The organism is Bacillus altaicus, assembly GCF_042136375.2.
In the GTDB taxonomy this organism is placed as follows: Bacteria; Bacillota; Bacilli; order Bacillales; family Bacillaceae_G; genus Bacillus_A; species Bacillus_A cereus_U.
Genome location: NZ_CM143394.1, coordinates 234,491 through 257,339, shown reverse-complemented (window position 1 = coordinate 257,339; position 22,849 = coordinate 234,491). Strand labels below are relative to the sequence as shown.

Here is a 22,849-nt window from a genome sequence, read left to right as displayed (position 1 = left end):
CTACTTTTTAAAATGTAAGATTGGGAAAATAATAATGGAAAAGTCGTCATTTTTTTGTTTTACTAAGTAGAGATGAAACGAGTGTGGAGGCAAGCATGAAAATTAAAGAGATTATCGTTGTAGAAGGTAAAGATGATACAGTTGCGATTAAACGTGCTGTTGATGGAGATACAATCGAAACGAACGGTTCAGCAATCGGTGATCATGTTATTGAGCGAGTGAAATTAGCGCAGCAAAAACGAGGCGTTATTATTTTCACAGATCCGGATTATCCTGGAGAGCGTATTCGAAAGATTATTTCTGACAAGGTTCCTGGATGTAAGCATGCTTTTTTACCGAAGGAAGAAGCACTTGCGAAAAGGAAGAAAGGCGTTGGAATCGAACATGCTTCTAATGAGTCGATTCGCCGTGCTTTAGAGAATATACATGAAGAAATGGAAGCTTACACAAGTGAAATTAGTTGGAGTGACCTAGTCGATGCGGGCTTAGTGGGCGGAGAAATGGCAAAGAGTCGCAGAGAAAGAGTGGGTAAGCTATTAAAGATTGGTTATACAAATGCAAAACAGTTACATAAACGTTTACAAATGTTTCAAGTTTCAAAGGAATCATTTGCAGAAGCTTATAAGCAAGTAATACAGGAGGAAAAAAAATGAAGGATATCGCAACACCAAATCGTACGAAAGACATTGTTGAAAAGTATGGATTTTCATTCAAAAAAAGTTTAGGACAAAATTTTTTAATTGATACAAATGTATTAAATCGTATCGTTGATCACGCAGAAATCGGTTCAGAAAGTGGCGCAATTGAAATTGGACCAGGTATCGGTGCGTTAACAGAGCAATTGGCGAAGCGTGCTAAAAAAGTAGTGGCTTTTGAAATTGATCAGAGATTATTACCAATTTTAGACGAGACGTTAGCTCCATATAGCAACGTTACAGTTATAAATAAAGATGTACTAAAAGCAGATGTACATGAAGTGTTTAGTGAGCAATTTGAAGAAGGGCAAGATGTAATGGTAGTAGCTAACTTACCATACTATATTACAACGCCAATCTTATTTAAATTGCTTGAAGAAAAATTACCGGTTCGTGGATTTGTTGTTATGATGCAAAAAGAAGTTGGGGATCGTTTAGCTGCTAAACCAGGAACGAAAGAGTATGGTTCTTTATCAATTGCCATTCAGTATTATACAGAGGTAGAAACAGTTATGACTGTACCGCGTACAGTGTTTGTGCCACAACCAAATGTTGATTCTGCGATTATCCGTCTTCTAAAGCGTCCTAAACCAGTTGTAGAAGTGAAAGATGAAAATTTCTTCTTTGAAGTAGTACGAGCAAGTTTCGCACAGCGTCGTAAAACTTTAATGAATAACTTATCAAATAATTTAAATGGTTTCCCGAAAGATAAAGAGCTGTTGGATCGAATTTTAACAGAGGTAGGAATTGATCCGAAGCGAAGAGGCGAAACGCTATCTATCGAAGAGTTTGCAACATTAAGTAATGCATTAATTCTTCATAAATTGTCATAAGAATATGAAAGGGACAGTTCAACTTGAGCTGTCCCTTTTGTCACCTTTCCTTTCCTAAATTCATACTTTAAAAACAGGTAAGATGGCCTAACGAGTTTGGAGGTAGGAGAATGGCTTTACATGTTGGAGAATTAGTTGAACGATATTCTCATAATAGGGATATTCTTTTTCGTATTATAGAAATAAAAGGCGATATGGCAATATTATTTGGAGAGGAAATTAGACTTGTGGCGGATGCACCACTTGCAGATTTAGTTAGTATAGACCAACGAGAGCATAAAAATAGAGTGAAGCGTGAAAAAGAAACGATGGAGCGTACTTACCGGTTGTTTCAGCAAGATCACGTGTTGATGAAACAAAGACATGAACATAATTCAACTGGTGGATATACAAGTGAAGTGAATTATTTTCAAATGCCAGGGCGTGTACTGCATATAGATGGAGATCCTTTATATTTGCGCAAGTGCCTAGATTTATATAATAAAATAGGCGTTCCTGTTCAAGGTATTCATTGTAAGGAAACGGAGATGCATGAAAAGGTAGTAGACTTAATAGATCATTTTCGCCCAGATATTTTAGTTATTACAGGACATGATGCATATACAAAGTCAAAAGGAGTTATGGGAGATTTAGCAGCATATAGACATTCTAAACATTTTGTACAGGCTGTTCGAGAAGTGCGAAAAAAGTATCCATCATTAGATCAACTCGTTATTTTTGCTGGGGCTTGTCAATCACACTTTGAGGCGTTGATTCGAGCAGGTGCTAATTTTGCTAGTTCACCGTCTAGAATTAATATTCATGCTCTAGATCCTGTATATGTAGTTGGCAAAATTAGTTTCACTTCATTTATGGAAAGAGTAAATGTATGGGACGTTGTGCGTAATACAATTACTGGCGAAAAGGGACTAGGCGGAATTGAAACAAGAGGGATTTTACGAACAGGATTGCCCTTTCAACATTATGACGAATGAGCAAGGTACATACGTATCTTGCTTTTTTATGTGGAAATGATTTAAATGAGTCTGGATAAAAAGCGGCAAGAACGTGCAGACTATACAATGATACTTTTAGAATATAGTATTTCTTCTATCTATTTGAACGCATGATGCTTTTATAATGATATTGTCTGTGAATTGCGGTTAATAATTGGGATAGATATATCGTGTTTTAAGTGTTCAATCTAAATTACAGCGAGGTGTAGCAAAGTATATGTCAAAACGTTTAGATGAAATTAAAAGCGAATTAGATCACCATCTTGGACAGCGACTTATGTTAAAGGCAAATAGTGGGAGAAGAAAAACTGTGGAGCAATCAGGTGTACTTGCAGAAACGTATCGTTCTGTGTTTGTTGTCCAGTTAGATCAGCAAGAAGATGCATTGCAACGTGTATCTTATAGTTATGCAGATGTTTTAACAGAGACAGTAGAGCTAACATTTTACGATGAATCTCAAAATGAAGTATTTTATAATTAATGCATTTTTCGTTACATATATTCCCATAAATGAAAAGCTATATTATTTTGCATACTAATTATACCGTAGCAAAATAAGGAGGGACTCTGCATTGAGTAGACGAAGAGGAGTCATGTCAAATCAATTTAAAGAAGAGCTTGCAAAAGAGCTTGGCTTTTATGATGTTGTTCAGAAAGAAGGATGGGGCGGAATTCGTGCGAAAGATGCTGGTAATATGGTGAAACGTGCTATAGAAATTGCAGAACAGCAATTAATGAAACAAAACCAGTAGTTGTAAGATACTTTCTATGCTGCGGTAGCCGAGGAGAGATTCCTCGGCTTTTTGCACGTTAAAAGGTGCCATCATTTGACATAAGTAGTTTCATTCTGAATGCTTTTCGTTATAATTAGGGAAGTGTCATCGTCTTACTATAAATTTATGGTAAAATAAACGATAAAAGATTGAGTACATAGAGTGGGTGAATAGATTGAAGCTACTAGTGAAAGCACCAGCAAAGATTAATCTGTCGTTAGATGTACTGGGAAAAAGACAAGATGGATATCATGAAGTGAAAATGATTATGACAACAATCGACTTAGCAGATCGTTTAGAGCTAATGGAATTAGCAGAAGACCGTATTGAAATTTTGTCCCATAATCGGTATGTCCCAGACGACCAACGCAACTTAGCTTATCAAGCAGCGAAATTATTAAAAGAGAAGTTCAATGTGAAAAAAGGTGTATCTATTACTATTGAAAAAACGATTCCAGTAGCAGCTGGATTAGCAGGTGGAAGTAGTGATGCAGCAGCGACATTACGTGGCCTTAATAAGTTATGGGATTTAGGGCTTACAATTAAGGAATTAGCAGAGCTTGGCGCAGAAATTGGATCAGATGTATCGTTCTGTGTATACGGCGGAACTGCAATTGCCACTGGAAGAGGAGAAAAAATTGAACATATAAAGACTCCACCTTCTTGTTGGGTTATTTTAGCAAAGCCCCACATTGGTGTATCTACTGCTGATGTGTATGGGAATTTAAGATTAAATCGTGTTACACATCCAAATGTAGATAAAATGGTTGAAGTCATTAATGACGGGGACTATAAAGGAATTTGTGATACTGTTGGTAACATTTTAGAAGATGTGACGTTTGTGATGCATCCTGAGGTTGCACGTATTAAGGCGCAGATGAAACGATTCGGTGCGGATGCCGTATTAATGAGTGGAAGTGGCCCAACTGTATTTGGTCTTGTACACCATGATTCGCGAATGCATCGTATATATAACGGTTTAAAAGGATTTTGCGAACAAGTATATGCAGTTCGTTTATTAGGAGAGCGAGAAACGCTTGAATAAAGACGTATAATACGTTATGATTTGTTTAGAATATTCGTGATTTGAGGTGAGAGTGTGAAAATTAGACGAAGTACAAGATTGGTCGATCTGACTTATTACTTGCTACAAAACCCTCGTCAGCTAGTTTCCCTCACTTTTTTTGCTGAAAGGTATCAATCGGCTAAATCTTCCATTAGTGAAGATTTAGTTATTATTAAGCAAACGTTTGAACAACAAGGGGTCGGCACATTGCAAACGGTACCAGGAGCAGCAGGAGGAGTGAAATATATTCCCTATATAAGTGAAGAAGAGGCAAATCTGATTATTAACGAGCTTTGTAGTTTATTTGAAAACCCAGATCGTATTTTGCCTGGCGGTTACTTATATATGACGGATCTTTTAAGTAATCCTCGCCAAATTAATGGCGCAGGTCGTTTGTTTGCTTCTGTTTTTGCTAGGCAACCAATTGATGCAGTTATGACGGTAGCGACAAAAGGAATTCCGCTTGCTTATGCAGTAGCGAACTACTTAGATGTACCGGTAGTAATTGCGAGAAAAGATAATAAGGTAACAGAAGGACCCACTGTTAGTATTAACTATGTATCAGGTTCCTCTAAGCGAATCCAAACGATGACTTTAGCAAAGCGTAGCCTTCCAGAAGGATCCAATGTTTTAATTATTGATGACTTTATGAAAGCTGGCGGAACCATTCAAGGCATGATGAGCATGCTAGAAGAGTTTAAAGCTAATGTTGTTGGAATTGGCGTATTAGTAGAGTCTACGGATATTGAAGAAAGACTTATTAATAACTTTGTATCATTAATTCGTCTGTCAGAAGTTGATGTGAAAGAAAAAGCGATTCAAGTGGAAAAGGGAAATTATTCACTTGCACCATTTGATAAAGGGCTTGTAGAGGCTGAGTAAAAAGGTAAAGCAGATAGCTTTACCTTTTTTTATTCCTATTTATAAATTACAAAATAGATGGACAAACTGCCCTTGGTACACTATTTTTAAAGAGTAAAAATAAATAATAAAAGGGTGAAAAGTATGAAAGTTGTTCAAACAAGCAAAGCACCACAGGCAATCGGACCATATTCACAAGGGATTATTGTAAATAATATGTTCTATAGTTCAGGACAAATTCCGTTAACGGCAAGTGGAGAACTTGTAACAGGAGATGTAACAGTACAAACAGAGCAAGTATTTGAAAATTTACAAGCGGTATTAGCAGAAGCAGGTGCTTCATTTGATACAGTGGTAAAAACAACAGTATTCTTAAAGGATATGGATGATTTTAATGCTGTTAATGAAGTATACGGTTCTTATTTCTCTACTCATAAACCAGCGCGTTCTTGTGTACAAGTAGCAAAATTACCGAAAGATGTTTCTGTTGAAATCGAAGTAATTGCCCTAGTTAAGTAACTCTTTGTAAGCGATAACCTCTACTAATCCTTATATTCAACTAACTTAAAAATTTTTATCTTAAAAATTTTTAAAAAATTAAAGGGAAAATAGAAATTTTGTGGAATTTATACAAATATATCGCTTATTTAGAAAAGGGTGGTGAACACAAGATGGAAGTGACTGACGTAAGATTACGCCGCGTAAACACAGAAGGCCGCATGAGAGCAATTGCCTCTATTACTCTAGACCATGAATTTGTTGTTCATGATATTCGTGTAATTGATGGTAATAATGGATTATTTGTAGCAATGCCAAGTAAACGTACTCCAGATGGAGAATTCCGTGACATTGCACATCCAATTAATTCTAATACACGCTCTAAAATTCAAGATGCGGTTTTAACAGAGTATCATCGTTTAGGCGAGTTAGAAGAGGTTGAGTTTGAAGAAGCAGGCGCTTCGTAAAATTCGAATGAAAAGGGCTTTTGAAAGAAAGCCTTATAATTTTGTAACAAACTCCTGTAAGCATTTACAGGAGTTTGTTTTTTTTTTGAATAATACACGTTTCTAATTATAAAAATTCATATTTTGAAAAAATAAAGATGAAAAACTTCTAATTTTTTCAAAATCATTTAAAATAGTATAGCTTATTCCTTAAAAAAGATACTAAAGAGTAAAACATCTTATAAGAATTATGGTAAAATTTAATAGTTATAATGTGTTTCTTGAAATATATGATGATTTAGGATAATATCGTTAATGGATAAATAGGTTGCGATGGAGGGTCTATATGTCAAACAGATTTGCAGTGATTCTAGCTGCAGGTAAAGGCACACGTATGAAGTCGAAGCTATACAAAGTGCTGCATCCTGTATGTGGAAAACCAATGGTACAACATGTAGTCAATGAAGTATCCCAATTAGGATTGCAGAAACTTGTAACAGTCGTTGGACATGGTGCTGAAAAGGTACAAGAACAGCTAGGAAACGTAAGTGAGTTTGCATTACAAGCAGAACAACTTGGTACAGCGCATGCTGTCGATCAAGCTGCAAGTGTACTTGCAAATGAAGAAGGAACAACTTTAGTTATTTGTGGTGATACACCTCTAATAACTGCTGAAACGATGGAAGCATTGCTTCAGCAACACGAAGAAGCGGGAGCAATGGCGACGGTACTAACAGCGTACATAGAAGAGCCTGCTGGATATGGCCGTATCGTTCGTAATGAGAATGGTCATGTTGAAAAGATTGTTGAGCATAAGGATGCAAATGAAAAAGAATTAGCTATTAAAGAAATCAATACAGGTACGTATTGTTTTGATAATAAAGCTTTATTTGCTTCACTTTCTAAAGTTTCAAATGATAATGTACAGGGCGAATATTACCTTCCGGACGTTATTGAAATTTTAAAAAATGAAGGTCATATTGTATCAGCTTATCAAACAGAGCACTTCGATGAAACGTTAGGTGTTAACGACAGAGTCGCTCTATCGCAAGCGGAAATTATTATGAAAAATCGTATCAACCGAAAGAACATGGTAAATGGTGTTACAATTATTGATCCAAGTAACACATACATTTCTGCGGATGCAATTATTGGTAGTGATACAGTTCTTCACCCAGGAACGGTTATTGAGGGGAACACTGTGATTGGTTCTGATTGTGAAATTGGACCGCATACAGTAATTCGCGATAGTGAAATTGGAGATCGTACGGTAATTCGTCAATCTACTGTACATGACAGCAAACTTGGTACAGAAGTATCGGTTGGTCCATTTGCACATATTCGCCCAGATTCAGTTATTGGAGATGAAGTGCGCGTTGGAAACTTCGTAGAAATCAAAAAAACTGTTTTTGGTAATAGAAGTAAAGCTTCACACTTAAGTTATATCGGGGATGCACAAGTTGGAGAAGACGTGAATCTTGGTTGTGGTTCAATTACGGTGAACTACGACGGCAAGAATAAATTTAAAACTGTAATTGGTAATGGGGTATTTATTGGATGTAATTCAAACCTTGTTGCTCCTGTAACAGTTGAAGATGGTGCTTATGTGGCAGCAGGCTCTACAATAACAGAGAATGTTCCATCAAAAGCATTATCAGTAGCACGTGCACGTCAAGTTAACAAAGAAGACTATGTTGATCAATTGCTGAATAAGAAAAAATCATAATGTGGAGGGTTAATCTAGATGTCGACTCAATATCTAAATTCTAATTTGAAAGTATTCTCTTTAAACTCTAATAAGGAACTTGCTGAGCAAATCGCAAAGCATATTGGAGTAGGACTAGGAAAATGTTCTGTTGATCGTTTTAGTGATGGAGAAGTTCAAATTAACATTGAAGAAAGTATCCGTGGTTGCGATGTATTCATTATTCAATCTACAAGCTTCCCAGTAAACGAACATATCATGGAATTACTTATTATGATTGATGCATTGAAACGTGCATCTGCAAAAACAATTAATATCGTTATTCCTTACTATGGTTATGCGCGTCAAGACCGTAAAGCGCGTTCTCGTGAACCAATTACATCGAAACTTGTAGCAAACTTGCTTGAAACAGCAGGTGCAACTCGTGTAATCACTCTAGATTTACATGCTCCACAAATTCAAGGATTCTTTGATATCCCGATCGACCACTTAATGGGTGTACCGATTCTTTCAGATTACTTTGAAGCAAAAGGCCTTAAAGATATCGTAATCGTATCTCCTGATCACGGTGGTGTAACGCGTGCTAGAAAAATGGCGGATCGCCTAAAAGCGCCAATCGCTATTATTGATAAGCGTCGTCCTCGTCCGAATGTATCAGAGGTAATGAACATTATCGGTAACATCGAAGGTAAAACAGCAATTTTAATTGATGACATCATTGATACAGCTGGTACAATTACATTAGCGGCAAACGCTCTTGTTGAGAACGGTGCTTCTGAAGTATATGCTTGCTGTACACACCCAGTATTATCTGGCCCAGCAATTGAGCGTATTCAAAATTCGAATATTAAAGAGTTAGTTGTAACGAACTCTATTGTATTACCAGAAGAGAAGAAAATTGACAAAGTACATGAACTTTCAGTTGCTCCATTAATCGGAGAAGCAATCATTCGTGTATACGAAGAAGAATCTGTAAGTGTATTATTCAATTAATTGGATAGAATGAGACGTAACCAAGCTTGGTTACGTCTTTTCGTATCGAAAAAAGAAAGTAGTGGTACAAGAATGAAATTAATAGTAGGACTTGGGAACCCAGGTAGAGAATATGAATTAACAAGGCATAATATTGGATTTATGGCGATCGATGAACTTGCAAAGCGTTGGAGTATTTCTTTGAATGAACAAAAGTTTAAAGGAGTATTTGGCGCAGGCTTTGTTAATGGGGAAAAAGTAATCTTACTAAAGCCACTTACATATATGAATTTATCTGGGGAAAGTATCCGTCCGCTCATGGATTATTATAAAATTGATGTTGAGGACTTCATTGTTATGTACGATGATTTAGATATTCCTGTAGGTAAGTTACGCCTTCGCATGAAAGGTAGTGCGGGTGGACATAATGGTGTGAAGTCAACAATTTCACATTTAGGAACACAAGAATTTCAACGTATCCGTATGGGAATCGATCGTCCGAAAAATGGGATGAAAGTAGTGGATTACGTATTAGGACGTTTTACATCTGAAGAAATATCTGGCGTTAGTCAATCCATTGAAAATGCAGCAGATGCATGTGAGGAATGGTTAAATAAACCTTTTCTCCAAATCATGAATACTTTTAATAGTTAAGCGCACAATCTGGAATATTTTATGTTGTTTTATCCCATACTAGTAGCAATTGGATATTTAGGAGGCTAGTATGGAAGGTTATTATTACTGTAGACATTGCGGAAGTAATGTGGGCTCCATTATCGCAGAAAAAGTACATAGCGACGTTTTGTTTCAACTAACAGAGCAAGAAGTAGTGGATATGATTCATTTTCATGAGAATGGAAATATATATATAAAAACGATTTGTGAATCGTGTCAAGAAACGCTCGCATCTTATCCTGAGTATTATGAATATGAAAAATTTCTGCAATAAAATGTTGTCGCTTTGGCATGTCCAAAGCATTTTTCTGTTTTCTTTTTCCAAAATATTTGCATAAAATATAGTAACTTGCTCTTTATGTTGAGAGGAGTTTTGAAAATGATAGGTTTATTAGAGCAATTTTATAAAAATGAAGAAATACAATCGGTTATTAATGGGCTAGAAGATGGGTTGAAAGAACAACTTGTATCGGGTATGGCAACGTCCTCTCGTTCATTATTAATCGCAGCTTTATATAAAAAAACAAAGCAATCACAACTTATTGTGACGCACAATTTATACCAAGCACAAAAAGTACATGAAGATTTAGTGGCGTTACTTGGTGAAAAGGATGTTTGGCTATATCCGGTAAATGAATTGATAGCATCGGAAGTTGGTGTTGCAAGTCCAGAATTGAAGGCGCAGCGTATTGAAGTGTTAAATCGCTTAGCTGCGGGAGAGAATGGGATTATTGTAGCGCCAGTTGCAGGGCTGCGTAGGTTTTTACCAATAAAAGAATTATGGAAGCAAAGGCAAATTGAAATCAATCTAGGGCAAGAGATTGATTTAGATGCGCTCTTGCATACCTTACATCATATTGGCTACGAGCGTAAGTCGATGGTAGAAGCTCCAGGAGAGTTTAGTTTGCGCGGGGGAATATTAGATATTTACCCATTAACTGAAGAATTACCATTTCGTATTGAATTCTTTGATACACAGGTTGATTCTATTCGATTATTTGATGTGGAAGAACAGCGCTCTCAAGATAAAAGGGAAAGTGTTCGGTTTGGTCCGGCAACAGAGTTTTTATTTTCACAGGAAGAATTGAAATCGGGAATTAAGCATCTTGAAGAAGGTTTGACTAAGACGATGCAAAAGCTTTCCGATGATAAATTAAAGACTGCTGTACTTGAGACGGTTAGTCATGAAATTGAAATGTTGAAAAACGGGCAAAGTATAGAACAAATGTTTAAATATTTATCTATTTTCTATAAAGAACCTGCTAGTCTGATAGATTATTTACCAGAAAACGGTGTTGTAATTTTAGATGAGATTTCCCGTATTCAAGAAACAGCATCACATCTTGAAACAGAAGAAGCGGAATGGTATATCTCACTTCTTGGCGAAGGAACAATTATTCAGGATTTATCTTTCTCCCACTCATTTGAGGAGTTTCTTCATAATAAAAAAAGAAGTTTTGTATATTTAACGTTATTCTTACGCCATATAGCACACACACATCCTCAAAACATTGTGAATGTGACGTGTAAAACGATGCAAGATTTCCACGGACAGATGCAGTTGTTAAAAACTGAAATTGATAGATGGAATGAAGGGCATTTTACGACCGTTGTGCTTGGAACAGATGATGAACGTGTAAAAAAACTACAACATATTTTAAGTGATTATGATATTGATGCAGACATTGTAGAGGCCACAGATGTCTTATTGCCTGGAAGGTTACAAATTGCTGTAGGTGATTTACATGCAGGCTTTGAAATGCCGATGCAAAAGTTTGTTGTCATTACTGAAAAAGAGCTTTTTCATAAGAAGGTTAAAAAATCACAACGTAAGCAAAAGTTATCTAACGCTGAACGTATTAAAAGTTATTCGGAATTAAAAGTTGGAGACCATGTAGTTCATGTAAATCATGGTATAGGTAAATTTTTAGGTATTGAGACATTAGAGATTAATGGTGTTCATAAAGATTATTTAAATATTAAATATCAAGGTAATGATAAGTTATACGTTCCAATTGAACAAATTGATCAAGTGCAAAAATACGTAGGGTCTGAAGGTAAGGATCCAAAAGTTTATAAATTAGGCGGAAATGATTGGAAGAAGGTCAAAACGAAAGTTGAAAAATCTGTACAAGACATTGCAGATGACCTAATTAAATTATATGCCGAGCGTGAAGCTTCGAAAGGTTATGCATATACACCAGATACGGCAGAACAACAGGAATTTGAATCTTCTTTCCCATATCAAGAGACAGAGGATCAATTACGTTCTATTGAAGAGATTAAGAAAGATATGGAACGCGGACGTCCGATGGATAGGCTTCTTTGTGGCGACGTAGGATATGGAAAGACTGAAGTAGCTATTCGTGCGGCATTTAAAGCAATTATGGATGAAAAACAAGTTGCGATTTTAGTACCGACAACAATCCTTGCACAACAACACTATGAAACAATTCGAGAGCGTTTTCAAGATTACCCGATTAATATAGGGTTACTAAGTAGATTCCGCACACGAAAACAACAAAATGAAACGATTAAAGGTTTAAAAGATGGAACGGTGGATATTGTAATCGGAACGCATCGTATTTTATCTAAAGATGTTATGTATAAAGATTTAGGACTTCTTATTATTGATGAAGAACAAAGATTCGGCGTTACACATAAAGAAAAAATTAAACAATTGAAAGCAAATGTTGACGTGTTAACATTAACGGCAACTCCGATTCCACGTACACTTCATATGTCTATGCTTGGTGTACGCGATTTATCTGTTATTGAGACACCACCAGAGAATCGTTTCCCAGTACAAACATATGTAGTAGAGTATAATCCAGCGTTAATGCGAGAAGCGATAGAGCGAGAGTTGGCAAGAGGAGGTCAAATTTACTTCCTATATAACCGTGTGGAGGATATTGAAAGAAAAGCAGATGAAATTTCGATGTTAGTTCCAGATGCTCGTGTAACATACGCACATGGGAAAATGAATGAAGGTGAATTAGAGTCTGTTATGCTATCGTTTTTAGAAGGGCAGCATGATGTTCTTGTAAGTACAACAATTATTGAGACAGGTGTAGATATTCCGAATGTAAATACATTAATTGTATTTGATGCAGATCGTATGGGATTATCGCAGTTGTATCAGCTTCGTGGTCGTGTTGGACGTTCTAATCGCGTCGCGTATGCCTACTTTGCATACAAACGTGATAAAGTGTTATCGGAAGTTGCAGAGAGGCGTCTGCAGGCAATTAAAGAGTTTACAGAGCTTGGATCTGGTTTCAAAATTGCGATGAGAGACTTATCAATTCGTGGTGCGGGTAATTTGTTAGGGGCAGAACAACATGGATTTATTGATTCTGTCGGATTTGATTTATATTCTCAAATGTTAAAAGATGCAATTGAGCAGCGTAGAGGAACAGACGGAGTTGAAAATACCGTTAATGTTGAAATTGATTTAGAAGTAGACGCATATTTACCGGATGCGTATATTTCAGATAGTAAACAAAAAATTATGATGTATAAACAATTTAGAGGTATTTCTGCAATTGAAGATATTGAAGAGTTGCAGGAAGAGATGATCGACAGGTTTGGTGATTATCCACAAGAAGTTGGTTATTTATTACAAATTGCAAACATTAAAGTGTTGGCGATGAAAGAACAAATTGAGTTAATTAAGCAAAATAAGTTTGAAGTAACATTCCTGTTTTCTGAACAAGCGAGCCAAAATATAGATGGTGGAAAATTATTCATGCTAGGAAGTAGTTTTGGTCGTATGATCGGTCTTGGTATGGAGGGATCACAATTGAAAATTGTGATGAAAACGAATGGATTAGAGACATCGAAATGGTTAACAATTGCTGAAAATTTATTAAAAGGCTTACCAGATGTAAAAAAAGAAGTAATAAATGCCTAATATAAGATAAAAAATACAATTCGACGTGCATAGAAGAACTAATGTGTAAAATACTATGTTTAATAGTTGGTGATTTTTACATGAACAGGTAAATTCACCACTTTGATCATCAGTAGAAAGTGAGGCAGCATAGAATGAAAGCAACTGGAATCGTACGTCGAATTGATGATTTAGGCAGGGTAGTAATCCCAAAGGAAATTCGTAGAACTTTACGTATTCGAGAAGGGGACCCACTAGAAATATTTGTTGATCGCGATGGAGAAGTCATTTTAAAGAAATATTCTCCGATTAGTGAACTAGGTAATTTTGCAAAAGAATATACGGAAGCTTTATATGATAGCTTAGGACATAATGTACTTGTATGCGATCGTGATTCTATTATCGCAGTAGCAGGCGCATCTAAAAAAGAATACTTAAATAAAAGTGTTGGCGATTTAATTGAGAAGACAATGGAAGAGCGCAAGTCTGTAATTATGACAGATGAAAGTGAAATTTCAATTATTGATGGAGTAACAGAAAAAGTCAGCTCCTATACAATTGGCTCGATTGTTGCGAATGGGGATCCAATTGGGGCTGTTATTATCTTCTCTAAAGAAGCTATTATAAGTGAAGTAGAGCATAAGTCAGTAAATACAGCTGCAAGTTTTTTAGCGAAACAAATGGAGCAGTAGTGAAGTGTAATTTCTATAAGTAGCAATCTTTCCTAATTATGATATTTCTATTTGAGAAATTAACTATTTGGAGATATAAGCATTGAATGAAGGTAGCGCTTTGCTACCTTTTTTCATTGAGTATTTTTGCTGTTGAAAGAAGTCAGTGAATGTAAGGAATATGAAGGAGAGACAGTTTTTCTTTGTGATATAATACGAGGGGTGAGAATAGAAAAAGGAGTTTTCTTGTATGGAAGCGAAGAAGTACCAAGCCTTTTGGCGTGGGGCTATTATATTAACAATCGCAAGTTTTGTTACAAAGGTATTAAGCGCTTTTTACCGTATTCCATATCAAAATATAGCGGGTGATGTTGGTTTTTATATTTACCAACAAATTTATCCATTTTATGGATTTTGTTTAATTTTAGCCACTTATGGGTTTCCCATTATTATTTCAAAAATGGTCGCAGAAAGATTAGAACGAGGAAAACAAAAAGAAGCAGAAGAAATTATTTGTGTATCTTTTTGGTTTTTATTAGGAATTGGATTTATAGGGTTTTTTACATTATTCTTTGGGGCCGAAACAATTGCATCGGCTATGGGTGATATACATTTAGATAAATTATTACGTGTTATTTCGTTTTCATTCCTACTAATGCCATTTTTATCTGTAGCGAGAGGATATTTTCAAGGATTCAATAATATGATGCCGACGGCTGTTTCGCAAGTAATTGAACAAACAATTCGTGTTTCTATTATTGTATTTTTATCACTATTCCTTATTGCTCATGGATTTGATTTATATACAGTTGGTGCGGGTGCTATGCTAGGTTCAATTGCAGGCGGGCTTATTGGGATTATCGTACTTTTATTTTATATGCGTCATGATTTCCATGCTATTTTCTTTAAAAGTTGGAAGAGAATTGGAGATAAAAAAAGGATTATTCGAATCCTTTTTTGGCAGGGATTAGCGATTTGTGTTAGTAATTTAGTCCTTATTTTTATACAAATGGCGGATTCTATTTCCTTTTATACTTTGCTTATTCGCGCGGGAGAGCAAGTTGAAAATGCAAAGGTACTAAAAGGTGTTTATGATAGAAGTATCCCGCTTATGCAATTAGGTACTGTTGTGACAACTTCTTTCTCATTGTCACTTATTCCTATTATTACAGCGGCGAAAGAAAGAGGAGATCTTTCATTTATTCAAGAAAAGGTAAAGTTAGCAATGAAAATAACATTTGTTATTGGATTTGCAGCTGCTATTGGATTAACTTGTATTATTCAACCTACAAATATTATGTTGTTTGAAAATAGTGATGGATCAGATGTGTTATCGATTTTATCTTTATCTATTTTATTTAGTTCATTGTCAATTACAACTGCTTCTATTTTACAAGGAGTGGGACAAACATTAAAACCAGCAATATTCGTTGTATTTGGAGGTAGTTTAAAGCTAGCTTTAAACTATATATTAATGCCGTATTTTGGTGTGAAGGGAGCTGCAATTGCAACTTTAGTTGCGCTTATTGTAATTGCCTTGCTAAATAGTGTGTTGCTTATGCGAGCTGTATCGGAGCCGCTTATTGATAGGCGGAATATGTTAAGTGTGGTTATTAGTGGTATCGGTATGGGGTTTGTATTAATAATCTTTATGCGTATGTTGCGAATGTCTGGATTAGTAATTGATACAGGACATAGAGGAATTGCGACGGTTGAAGCGCTGTTAGGTGTAGCTATCGGCGGATTAGCATATATGTTTTTAATTTTAAAATTACGTGTATTTACAAAAGAAGAATTAGGAACCGTTATGAAACAAGAGAAAAAAGAAGGTTCATTGAAGAAGAGTGGATAGAGGTGACTGGTTGTGAGTGGAATTATTACTATTTTAGGATTAGGTGCTGGTGAGTTAGATCAGTTAACGATGGGCGTATATCGAAAGATAAAAGAAGCGGATCATATGTTTGTTAGAACGAAGGAACACCCAGTTATAGAAGAATTGGAGCAAGAAGGTATAAAATATACAGCTTTTGACGAGGTATACGAAGCGCATGATACATTTGAAATCGTATATGAAACAATCGCGAATAGGTTGTTAGAACAAGCGAAAGGTACAGAAATTATTTATGCAGTTCCTGGTCATCCGCTTGTAGCAGAAAGAACCGTTCAGCTACTTTTGGAAAAAGGAGAAGTAGCAAATATTGAAGTGCGAATTGAAGGTGGACAAAGTTTCCTTGATCCGATGTTTGCGAGCCTAAAGATTGATCCGATTGAAGGATTCCAATTAATTGATGCTACATCATTTGAAAGAGGACAATTAGAATTACGTCAACATTTAATCTTTTGCCAAGTGTATGATGCGTTCGTTGCTTCAGATGTGAAACTGATGTTAATGGAGATGTTGCCAGATGATTATGAAGTGTATATCGTAACAGCTGCAGGAACTTCATTTGAGCAAGTAAAAAAGGTACCGTTATACATGTTAGATCATGAAACGGAGTTAAATAATTTAACGAGTGTATATGTACCCCCGGTTAAGGAACGTGCGTCTTTGTATCAGCAGTTTGATGTGCTTAGAGGAATTATTGCGGAACTGCGTGGACCGAATGGTTGCCCGTGGGATAAAAAACAAACTCATCAATCTTTAAAGAAATACTTAATTGAAGAAGCATATGAAGTGCTAGAAGCAATTGATGAAGAGGATGATGATCATTTAGTAGAAGAACTGGGTGATATATTATTACAAGTTATGCTTCATGCTCAAATTGGAGAGGATGAAGGTTGGTTCTCTATAGATGATATTATTCGGACTTTAGCTGAGAAAATGGTTCGTCGTCATCCGCATGTGTTTGGGAATACGGATGTAAATAATGCTGATGAAGTGATTGCAAATTGGGAAGAAATTAAAAAACAAGAAAAGGGATTCGTGAAAGAATCTGTTTTAGCGGGTATTCCAAAAAGCTTGCCACAGCTAATGCGTGCTTATGAAATTCAGAAGAAAGCTGGAAAGGTTGGATTTGATTGGGTTGATGTGCAGCCGATGATAGAGAAGGCCTTAGAAGAATGGCAAGAATTCCAACAAGAAGTTGTAAACATGGATGAGAAAAAGATGCTAGGTGAATTTGGTGATTTACTATTTGCATTTGTTAATATAGCTCGTCATTATAAATTAGATCCAGAAGAAGCGTTACGTTCAACTAATGAGAAATTTATGGCTCGCTTTTTATACATGGAAGCAAAAGTAGCTGAAATGAATAAGGAAATGCAAGATTTATCATTAGAACAGTTAGATATTTTATGGGAAGAGGCAAAACAAACAGAGCGTTAATAGGGGGATTTGATATGCGTCTAGATAAATTTTTGAAAGTATCACGTTTAATTAAAAGAAGAACATTAGCAAAAGAAGTGTCTGACCAAGGAAGAATTTCGATTAATGGCCAAGTGGCAAAAGCGAGTTCAGATGTGAAGGTAGAGGATGAATTAACAATTCGTTTCGGGCAAAAAATAGTAACTGTGAAAGTAAATGAATTGAAAGAAACAACTAAAAAAGAAGATGCAGCAAACATGTATAGTCTCGTTCGTGAGGAAAAAGTAAAAGCGGAAGAAGGCTTGTTCTAAAATAGGTTAGCCCTTCATACATTACTATTAGCTAGTATAAAGCTATGGGGGGATTTTCGTGAATAATGGTTACTCACCAATGTCTTCTAATCAACAAAATGTTTCTGTAGAGCATGATATTATCATGCGTGGCAGACGTGTAATCGATATTACTGGTGTAAAGCAAGTAGAGAGTTTTGATAGCGAAGAGTTTTTACTTGAGACTGTAATGGGTTTTTTAACAATTCGTGGTCAAAATTTGCAAATGAAGAATTTAGATGTAGAAAAGGGTGTTGTATCAATTAAAGGGAAAGTTCATGAAATGCTGTATATTGATGAGAACCAAGGGGAGAAAACTAAAGGCTTCTTTAGTAAGTTGTTTAAATGAGCCTAACAATTCAGTTGTATACAATGCTTTCAATGATTGGAATGGGTGCTTGGATTGGTGCTTCTTTAGATACATACCAACGGTTTTTAAAACGCCAAGAGCGTAAACGTTGGCTTGTATTTATACATGATATACTATTTTGGATTGTCCAAGCATTATTCGTTTTTTATGTATTACTGCGTGTAAATGAAGCCGAACTACGTATATATGTATTTTTGGCGTTACTATGTGGTTTTGCAGCATATCAAAGCTTATTGAAAGCACTATACATGAAGATGTTAAATTTTCTCATCTATATTTTTGTACAAACAACACAATTTTTTGTTCGAATTATACAGCTACTCATGATAAAACCTGTTATTATTATAGCACAGCTATTTATTGCATTTATATTATTCTTATTTCGTATACTGCTTTCAATTGGACATGTGTTATGGAAAATGGTGATTTGGATATTACTTTTCATATGGAAAGTTTTTTTCTCGCCTGTTCGGTTTATTGCTTCGCTCATATGGAAACTTCTCCCTAATCGTGTTAAACTTTTTATAATGAAGCATGTAGGGTTCCTGCAATATGTAGCAAAATTGAAGGGACATATCTTCCAATTATGGGTGCGTATAAAAAAGAAGTTAGGGGGACCTCGGAAATGAGGGAACTGAGACAAAGAACAATCGAAAAACAAAGTCCAAATCCTGTTAAAGAACATATAATACAAACGGATGAGAACAGGAAGCGACTTTATCGCCGTTTAGCGGTTTTTCTTGTCTTTGCTTTTACAATTATTGCTAGTATTAGTGTGACGTTTTATCAACAAAACAGTTCCATTAAAGCAAAAGAAGCGAAAGTTAAGGACATGAAAAAAGAACTGGATTCATTAACGAAAAAAGAAAAGAATCTAAAAGATGAAGTTCAAAAGTTGAATGATGAAGAGTACGTTTTAAAGATTGCTAGAAGGGATTATTTCTTCTCCGGAAAAGGGGAGATAATTTTTCCTGTTTCTAAGTAGAGTATGTCTTATTGACACTGTATTTTAGGATTATATATAATAAAGTAAAATTTGACTTTTTAACCACTAAGGAGGAGCATTTTTTTTATGTCAATCGAGGTAGGCAGCAAGTTACAGGGTAAAGTAACAGGTATTACAAATTTTGGGGCTTTTGTTGAGCTGCCAGAAGGCTTAACAGGTCTTGTTCATATTAGTGAAGTTGCTGATAATTATGTGAAAGATATTAACGATCACTTAAAAGTAGGCGACCAAGTAGAAGTAAAAGTTATCAATGTTGAAAAAGATGGCAAAATTGGCCTATCTATTAAGAAAGCGAAAGAACGTGAAAAAACAGAAGGAGATCGTCCACGTGGTGAATACCAACGTGGTGGTGGTGATCAACAACGTTCTGGACGTCCACAACGTAATAATAATCGTTCTTCCAACAGAGATAACCGCGGTGGCGGTAACGAACGAGCTCCAAAAGAAACATTTGAGCAAAAGATGGCACGCTTTTTAAAAGATAGTGAAGATCGTTTAACTTCTTTAAAGCGTAACACAGAATCTAAACGTGGTGGCCGTGGCGCACGTCGCGGATAATAAGTCCGTTTAATTCTTAACATATAGAGAGGTACCCAGAGTGATTACTCGGGTACTTTTTTATGTGAGAGAATATATTTTAAAAAAGTTTTTGAGATGTGTTGACTTTAAAACGTATCTGATGTAAGATACTAATTGTCCGTTAAATACGACGACATGGCGGTGTAGCTCAGCTGGCTAGAGCGTACGGTTCATACCCGTGAGGTCGGGGGTTCGATCCCCTCCGCCGCTATATTTAATTTAACGGCCCGTTGGTCAAGTGGTTAAGACACCGCCCTTTCACGGCGGTAACACGGGTTCGAATCCCGTACGGGTCATCTAAAAAGATCATGCAAATTTGCATGATCTTTTTTTGTTAAATATAAATTAAGACGTACAATACTTCTACAAAATCACCCTATATTTTCTGAACATTCTTTCAACTCGCTTTAAATAAATTAAATACTATGTATATATGTAGATTTATTTCGAATAAAAAGTCGAACGATTATAAAAGTCAAAACTGTTGTTTTGACAAAAAACCCAATAATCATCTTTTATAATAACAGTAATTAAACTATGCAGGTGGTGTTAAACATATGCCTAAAGTAGGAAGGAATACTATGAACACAAGTGCATTGGCGATGAATGAAAGTCAGCTTGGAACAATAAAGTGGACGAGTAAGTTGCGAATGAAGTTTGAACAAGTTTTCTTTAGATGGGGATTCATTATTGCTGTTATTGGTTTTCTTTTGGGACGAGCATATATATTAACAAACATTTTACCGTTTGCATTGCCGTTTTTTGCTGCTGTTTATGTTATGAAGCGAGATAAAATGCCGCTCGCGTTCTTAGCCCTAATGGGGGGAGCACTTTCAGTTTCAATAGACAATTTATTTTTTACTTTTGCATCTATCTTTACCTTCTTTATTTATAATATCTTCTTTAGTCGGTTTACACGTAAAACTGTTGGACTTGTACCATTCCAAGTATTTATCTCCGCATTAACCGCACATTTAGTTGTTGTATATTTTGCACAGCAAACCGTCACCATGTATGATCTGCTCGTCAGTACGATCGAAGCGGGGCTTAGCTTCGTATTAACGATGATATTTTTACAAAGTGTTCCGCTTTTAGTGGAAAGGAAAGGGAAGCAACAAGCGTTAGAAACAGAAGAAATTGTTTGTTTAATTATATTACTAGCATCTGTTTTAACGGGCACAACGGATTGGTTTGTTTATGATGCTTCTATTCAACATATTTTTACTAGATATTTAGTATTAGTATTTGCCTTTATTGCAGGGGCAGCTACAGGGTCCACAGTAGGAGTTGTCACTGGGTTAATATTAAGTTTAGCGAATGTGGCTAGCTTGTCTCAACTTAGTCTCCTTGCCTTTTCAGGATTGCTTGGGGGATTGTTAAAGGAAGGGAAGCGTATAGGAGTTAGTTTAGGTTTATTAATTGGTACAAGCTTAATTACATTATATGTAGACAAGCAAACAAGTATTGTAACAACTTTAATTGAATCTGGTGTAGCAATTGTTTTCTTCTTATTAACGCCGAAGCTTGTTATGGATCGTATTGCTAAGTTTATGCCAGGTACACAGGAGCATTCACAAGATCAACAACAATATTTAAGAAGAGTGCGCGATGTTACAGCGAACAAAATCAATCAATTTGCTAATGTATTTGCTGCTTTGTCCAATAGCTTTTCTGTATATGGGTATGTGGAGGAGGAAGATAAAGAAACAGAAGCTGATTTATTTTTAAGTACAATTACTGCAAAAACATGTCAAACATGCTTTAAGAAGGATCAATGTTGGGTAGTTAATTTTGATAAAACATACGATTATATGAAACAAATAATGAGTGAAACAGAAGAAGGAACGCTGCAGCATAATCGGAAGTTAGTTCGTGAATGGGACAAGCATTGTGTGAGAGGGAAGAAAGTAACGGATTTAGTAGCGGGTGAATTAGATCACTTCTATGAGGGACAGAAATTAAGAAAACAAATGAAGGAAAATCGTAGAATTGTAGCGGAGCAATTACTAGGTGTATCAAAAGTGATGGAGGATTTCGCTAAGGAGATACAACGAGAAAGAGAGAACCATCAAGCGCAGGAGGAGCAAATTTTACAAGCGTTTCGTGATTTTGGTGTCGAAGTGGAGCATGTTGATATTTATTGTTTAGATAGAGGAAGTATTGATATTGAAATGTTGATTCCGGCTGTATCTAATGAACATGGGGAATGTGAGAAGTTGGTTGCTCCAATGCTTTCAGATATTTTAAAAGAGAATATCGTCGTTAAGCATGAAGAGAAATCCTCATATCCAAATGGGCACAGTTTAATATCATTTGGTTCAGCGAAGACGTATTCTCTTGATACAGGATTGGCCACAGCTGCAAAAGGTGGCGGGTTTGTTTCAGGTGATTCCTACGCGATGATGGATTTGAGCGTTGGTAAATATGCACTTGCGATTAGTGATGGTATGGGAAATGGACAAAGGGCTCATATGGAGAGTAGGGAAACGGTAAAATTATTACAAAAGATACTTCAATCAGGTATTGATGAAGAAATAGCGATTAAGTCCATCAATTCGATTCTTTCTTTAAGGACGACAGAGGAGATGTATACAACGCTTGACTTGGCTATGGTAGATTTACGGGATGCGAGTGCGAAGTTTTTAAAGATTGGATCGACGCCGAGTTTTGTTAAACGCGGAAATAATATTTTGAAAATTGAGGCAAGTAACTTGCCGATGGGAATCATTGAAGATGTTGAAGTTGATGTAGTTGGTGAGCAATTAAAAACGGGTGATCTTCTTATCATGATGAGTGACGGCATTTTTGAGGGAGCGCAACATGTGGAGAATCATGAATTATGGATAAAACGTAAAATTAAAGAACTACAAACAGAGGATCCACAGGAAATTGCTGATATTATTATGGAAGAAGTAATTCGCTCTGGTGATGGTTATATAAATGATGATATGACTATTGTGGTGGCGAAAGTAAAGAAAAATATGCCGAAGTGGGCTACGATTCCAATAGTAGGAATGCAGGCGCAATAAAATAATCAAAAAAACCTAGGTAGATGCCTAGGTTTTTTTGATTAAAAAGGTAATGTGATTACTTTGTTAAATATACAGGAGGGATGTAAGATAAAAATGTGGATTTTGTACATCTTTTTTTTGCACAATGTTTGTAAAAGTTGTACCATTATA

Annotated in this window: 23 protein-coding genes and 2 tRNA genes; all 25 read left to right on the top strand. The window is 35.9% G+C overall.

Translation table 11 applies throughout. The features are described 5' to 3' along the window. Positions 1-95: 95 nt before the first annotated feature. A complete protein-coding gene (rnmV, locus tag ACE38F_RS01410) occupies positions 96-653 on the top strand; it encodes a ribonuclease M5 (RefSeq protein ID WP_002159637.1) in 558 nt (185 codons plus the stop codon). Then, positions 650-1,528: a 16S rRNA (adenine(1518)-N(6)/adenine(1519)-N(6))-dimethyltransferase RsmA gene (rsmA, locus tag ACE38F_RS01405; protein WP_215554935.1), complete on the top strand. Its 879-nt coding sequence runs from the start codon at positions 650-652 to the stop codon at positions 1,526-1,528. The genes rnmV and rsmA overlap by 4 nt, the downstream gene beginning before the upstream one ends. A 110-nt stretch (positions 1,529-1,638) precedes the next feature. Further along, positions 1,639-2,502, top strand: a complete 864-nt coding sequence (yabG, locus tag ACE38F_RS01400) for a sporulation peptidase YabG (protein ID WP_375371354.1) — start codon at positions 1,639-1,641, stop codon at positions 2,500-2,502. A gap of 238 nt (positions 2,503-2,740) precedes the next feature. Beyond that, positions 2,741-3,004 carry a biofilm formation stimulator Veg gene (gene veg / locus ACE38F_RS01395; RefSeq protein ID WP_002009653.1) on the top strand — a complete coding sequence of 88 codons (264 nt, stop codon included), beginning with the start codon at positions 2,741-2,743 and terminating at the stop codon, positions 3,002-3,004. A 91-nt stretch (positions 3,005-3,095) separates the two neighbouring features. Beyond that, positions 3,096-3,275 carry an acid-soluble spore protein SspF gene (gene sspF, locus ACE38F_RS01390; protein ID WP_001985066.1) on the top strand — a complete coding sequence of 60 codons (180 nt, stop codon included), beginning with the start codon at positions 3,096-3,098 and terminating at the stop codon, positions 3,273-3,275. A 196-nt stretch (positions 3,276-3,471) separates the two neighbouring features. Then, positions 3,472-4,341: a 4-(cytidine 5'-diphospho)-2-C-methyl-D-erythritol kinase gene (gene ispE / locus ACE38F_RS01385; protein ID WP_375371355.1), complete on the top strand. Its 870-nt coding sequence runs from the start codon at positions 3,472-3,474 to the stop codon at positions 4,339-4,341. Between the two features lie 54 nt (positions 4,342-4,395). Continuing rightward, positions 4,396-5,244, top strand: coding sequence for a pur operon repressor (gene purR / locus ACE38F_RS01380; RefSeq protein WP_002144539.1), 849 nt, complete (start codon positions 4,396-4,398; stop codon positions 5,242-5,244). Positions 5,245-5,367: 123 nt separating this feature from the next. Next, positions 5,368-5,742: a RidA family protein gene (locus ACE38F_RS01375; RefSeq protein ID WP_000869819.1), complete on the top strand. Its 375-nt coding sequence runs from the start codon at positions 5,368-5,370 to the stop codon at positions 5,740-5,742. A 152-nt stretch (positions 5,743-5,894) separates the two neighbouring features. Next, entirely contained in the window at positions 5,895-6,188 is a 294-nt protein-coding gene (spoVG, locus tag ACE38F_RS01370) for a septation regulator SpoVG (RefSeq protein ID WP_000454042.1), read from the top strand. 325 nt (positions 6,189-6,513) lie between these two features. After that, positions 6,514-7,893 carry a bifunctional UDP-N-acetylglucosamine diphosphorylase/glucosamine-1-phosphate N-acetyltransferase GlmU gene (glmU, locus tag ACE38F_RS01365; RefSeq protein ID WP_002091584.1) on the top strand — a complete coding sequence of 460 codons (1,380 nt, stop codon included), beginning with the start codon at positions 6,514-6,516 and terminating at the stop codon, positions 7,891-7,893. An 18-nt stretch (positions 7,894-7,911) separates the two neighbouring features. Then, positions 7,912-8,865 carry a ribose-phosphate diphosphokinase gene (locus tag ACE38F_RS01360; RefSeq protein WP_002091580.1) on the top strand — a complete coding sequence of 318 codons (954 nt, stop codon included), beginning with the start codon at positions 7,912-7,914 and terminating at the stop codon, positions 8,863-8,865. A 72-nt stretch (positions 8,866-8,937) separates the two neighbouring features. Further along, on the top strand, positions 8,938-9,498 hold the full coding sequence (pth, locus tag ACE38F_RS01355) for an aminoacyl-tRNA hydrolase (RefSeq protein WP_286675798.1): 561 nt from the start codon (positions 8,938-8,940) through the stop codon (positions 9,496-9,498). Positions 9,499-9,568: 70 nt separating this feature from the next. Then, positions 9,569-9,793 carry an anti-sigma-F factor Fin family protein gene (locus ACE38F_RS01350; protein ID WP_215554938.1) on the top strand — a complete coding sequence of 75 codons (225 nt, stop codon included), beginning with the start codon at positions 9,569-9,571 and terminating at the stop codon, positions 9,791-9,793. 105 nt (positions 9,794-9,898) lie between these two features. After that, on the top strand, positions 9,899-13,429 hold the full coding sequence (mfd, locus tag ACE38F_RS01345; protein ID WP_375371356.1) for a transcription-repair coupling factor: 3,531 nt from the start codon (positions 9,899-9,901) through the stop codon (positions 13,427-13,429). A 134-nt stretch (positions 13,430-13,563) separates the two neighbouring features. Next, complete coding sequence (gene spoVT, locus ACE38F_RS01340; protein WP_215554940.1) at positions 13,564-14,100, top strand: stage V sporulation protein T; 537 nt, start codon at positions 13,564-13,566, stop codon at positions 14,098-14,100. A 229-nt stretch (positions 14,101-14,329) separates the two neighbouring features. After that, positions 14,330-15,931 (top strand): putative polysaccharide biosynthesis protein, encoded by a 1,602-nt coding sequence (locus ACE38F_RS01335; protein ID WP_375371357.1) that lies wholly within the window; start codon positions 14,330-14,332, stop codon positions 15,929-15,931. A gap of 12 nt (positions 15,932-15,943) precedes the next feature. Continuing rightward, entirely contained in the window at positions 15,944-17,404 is a 1,461-nt protein-coding gene (gene yabN / locus ACE38F_RS01330) for a bifunctional methyltransferase/pyrophosphohydrolase YabN (protein WP_375371358.1), read from the top strand. A gap of 14 nt (positions 17,405-17,418) precedes the next feature. Beyond that, complete coding sequence (locus ACE38F_RS01325) at positions 17,419-17,694, top strand: RNA-binding S4 domain-containing protein (protein WP_002009677.1); 276 nt, start codon at positions 17,419-17,421, stop codon at positions 17,692-17,694. Positions 17,695-17,752: 58 nt separating this feature from the next. Beyond that, a complete protein-coding gene (yabP, locus tag ACE38F_RS01320; RefSeq protein ID WP_001059101.1) occupies positions 17,753-18,061 on the top strand; it encodes a sporulation protein YabP in 309 nt (102 codons plus the stop codon). After that, positions 18,058-18,711 carry a spore cortex biosynthesis protein YabQ gene (yabQ, locus tag ACE38F_RS01315; protein WP_002091573.1) on the top strand — a complete coding sequence of 218 codons (654 nt, stop codon included), beginning with the start codon at positions 18,058-18,060 and terminating at the stop codon, positions 18,709-18,711. Before yabP ends, yabQ begins: the two co-directional genes overlap by 4 nt. Then, on the top strand, positions 18,708-19,067 hold the full coding sequence (divIC, locus tag ACE38F_RS01310) for a cell division protein DivIC (protein WP_002124547.1): 360 nt from the start codon (positions 18,708-18,710) through the stop codon (positions 19,065-19,067). Before yabQ ends, divIC begins: the two co-directional genes overlap by 4 nt. Before the next feature lie 87 nt (positions 19,068-19,154). Further along, the gene (locus tag ACE38F_RS01305) at positions 19,155-19,646 is read left to right on the top strand and encodes a S1 domain-containing RNA-binding protein (RefSeq protein WP_215554943.1); all 492 of its coding nucleotides are present in this window, start codon (positions 19,155-19,157) and stop codon (positions 19,644-19,646) included. Between the two features lie 158 nt (positions 19,647-19,804). Continuing rightward, positions 19,805-19,878: transfer RNA gene (locus tag ACE38F_RS01300), tRNA-Met, on the top strand. Positions 19,879-19,891: 13 nt separating this feature from the next. Continuing rightward, positions 19,892-19,963 (top strand) — tRNA-Glu (locus ACE38F_RS01295). A gap of 261 nt (positions 19,964-20,224) precedes the next feature. Then, complete coding sequence (gene spoIIE / locus ACE38F_RS01290) at positions 20,225-22,696, top strand: stage II sporulation protein E (RefSeq protein WP_215554944.1); 2,472 nt, start codon at positions 20,225-20,227, stop codon at positions 22,694-22,696. Positions 22,697-22,849: the final 153 nt, after the last annotated feature.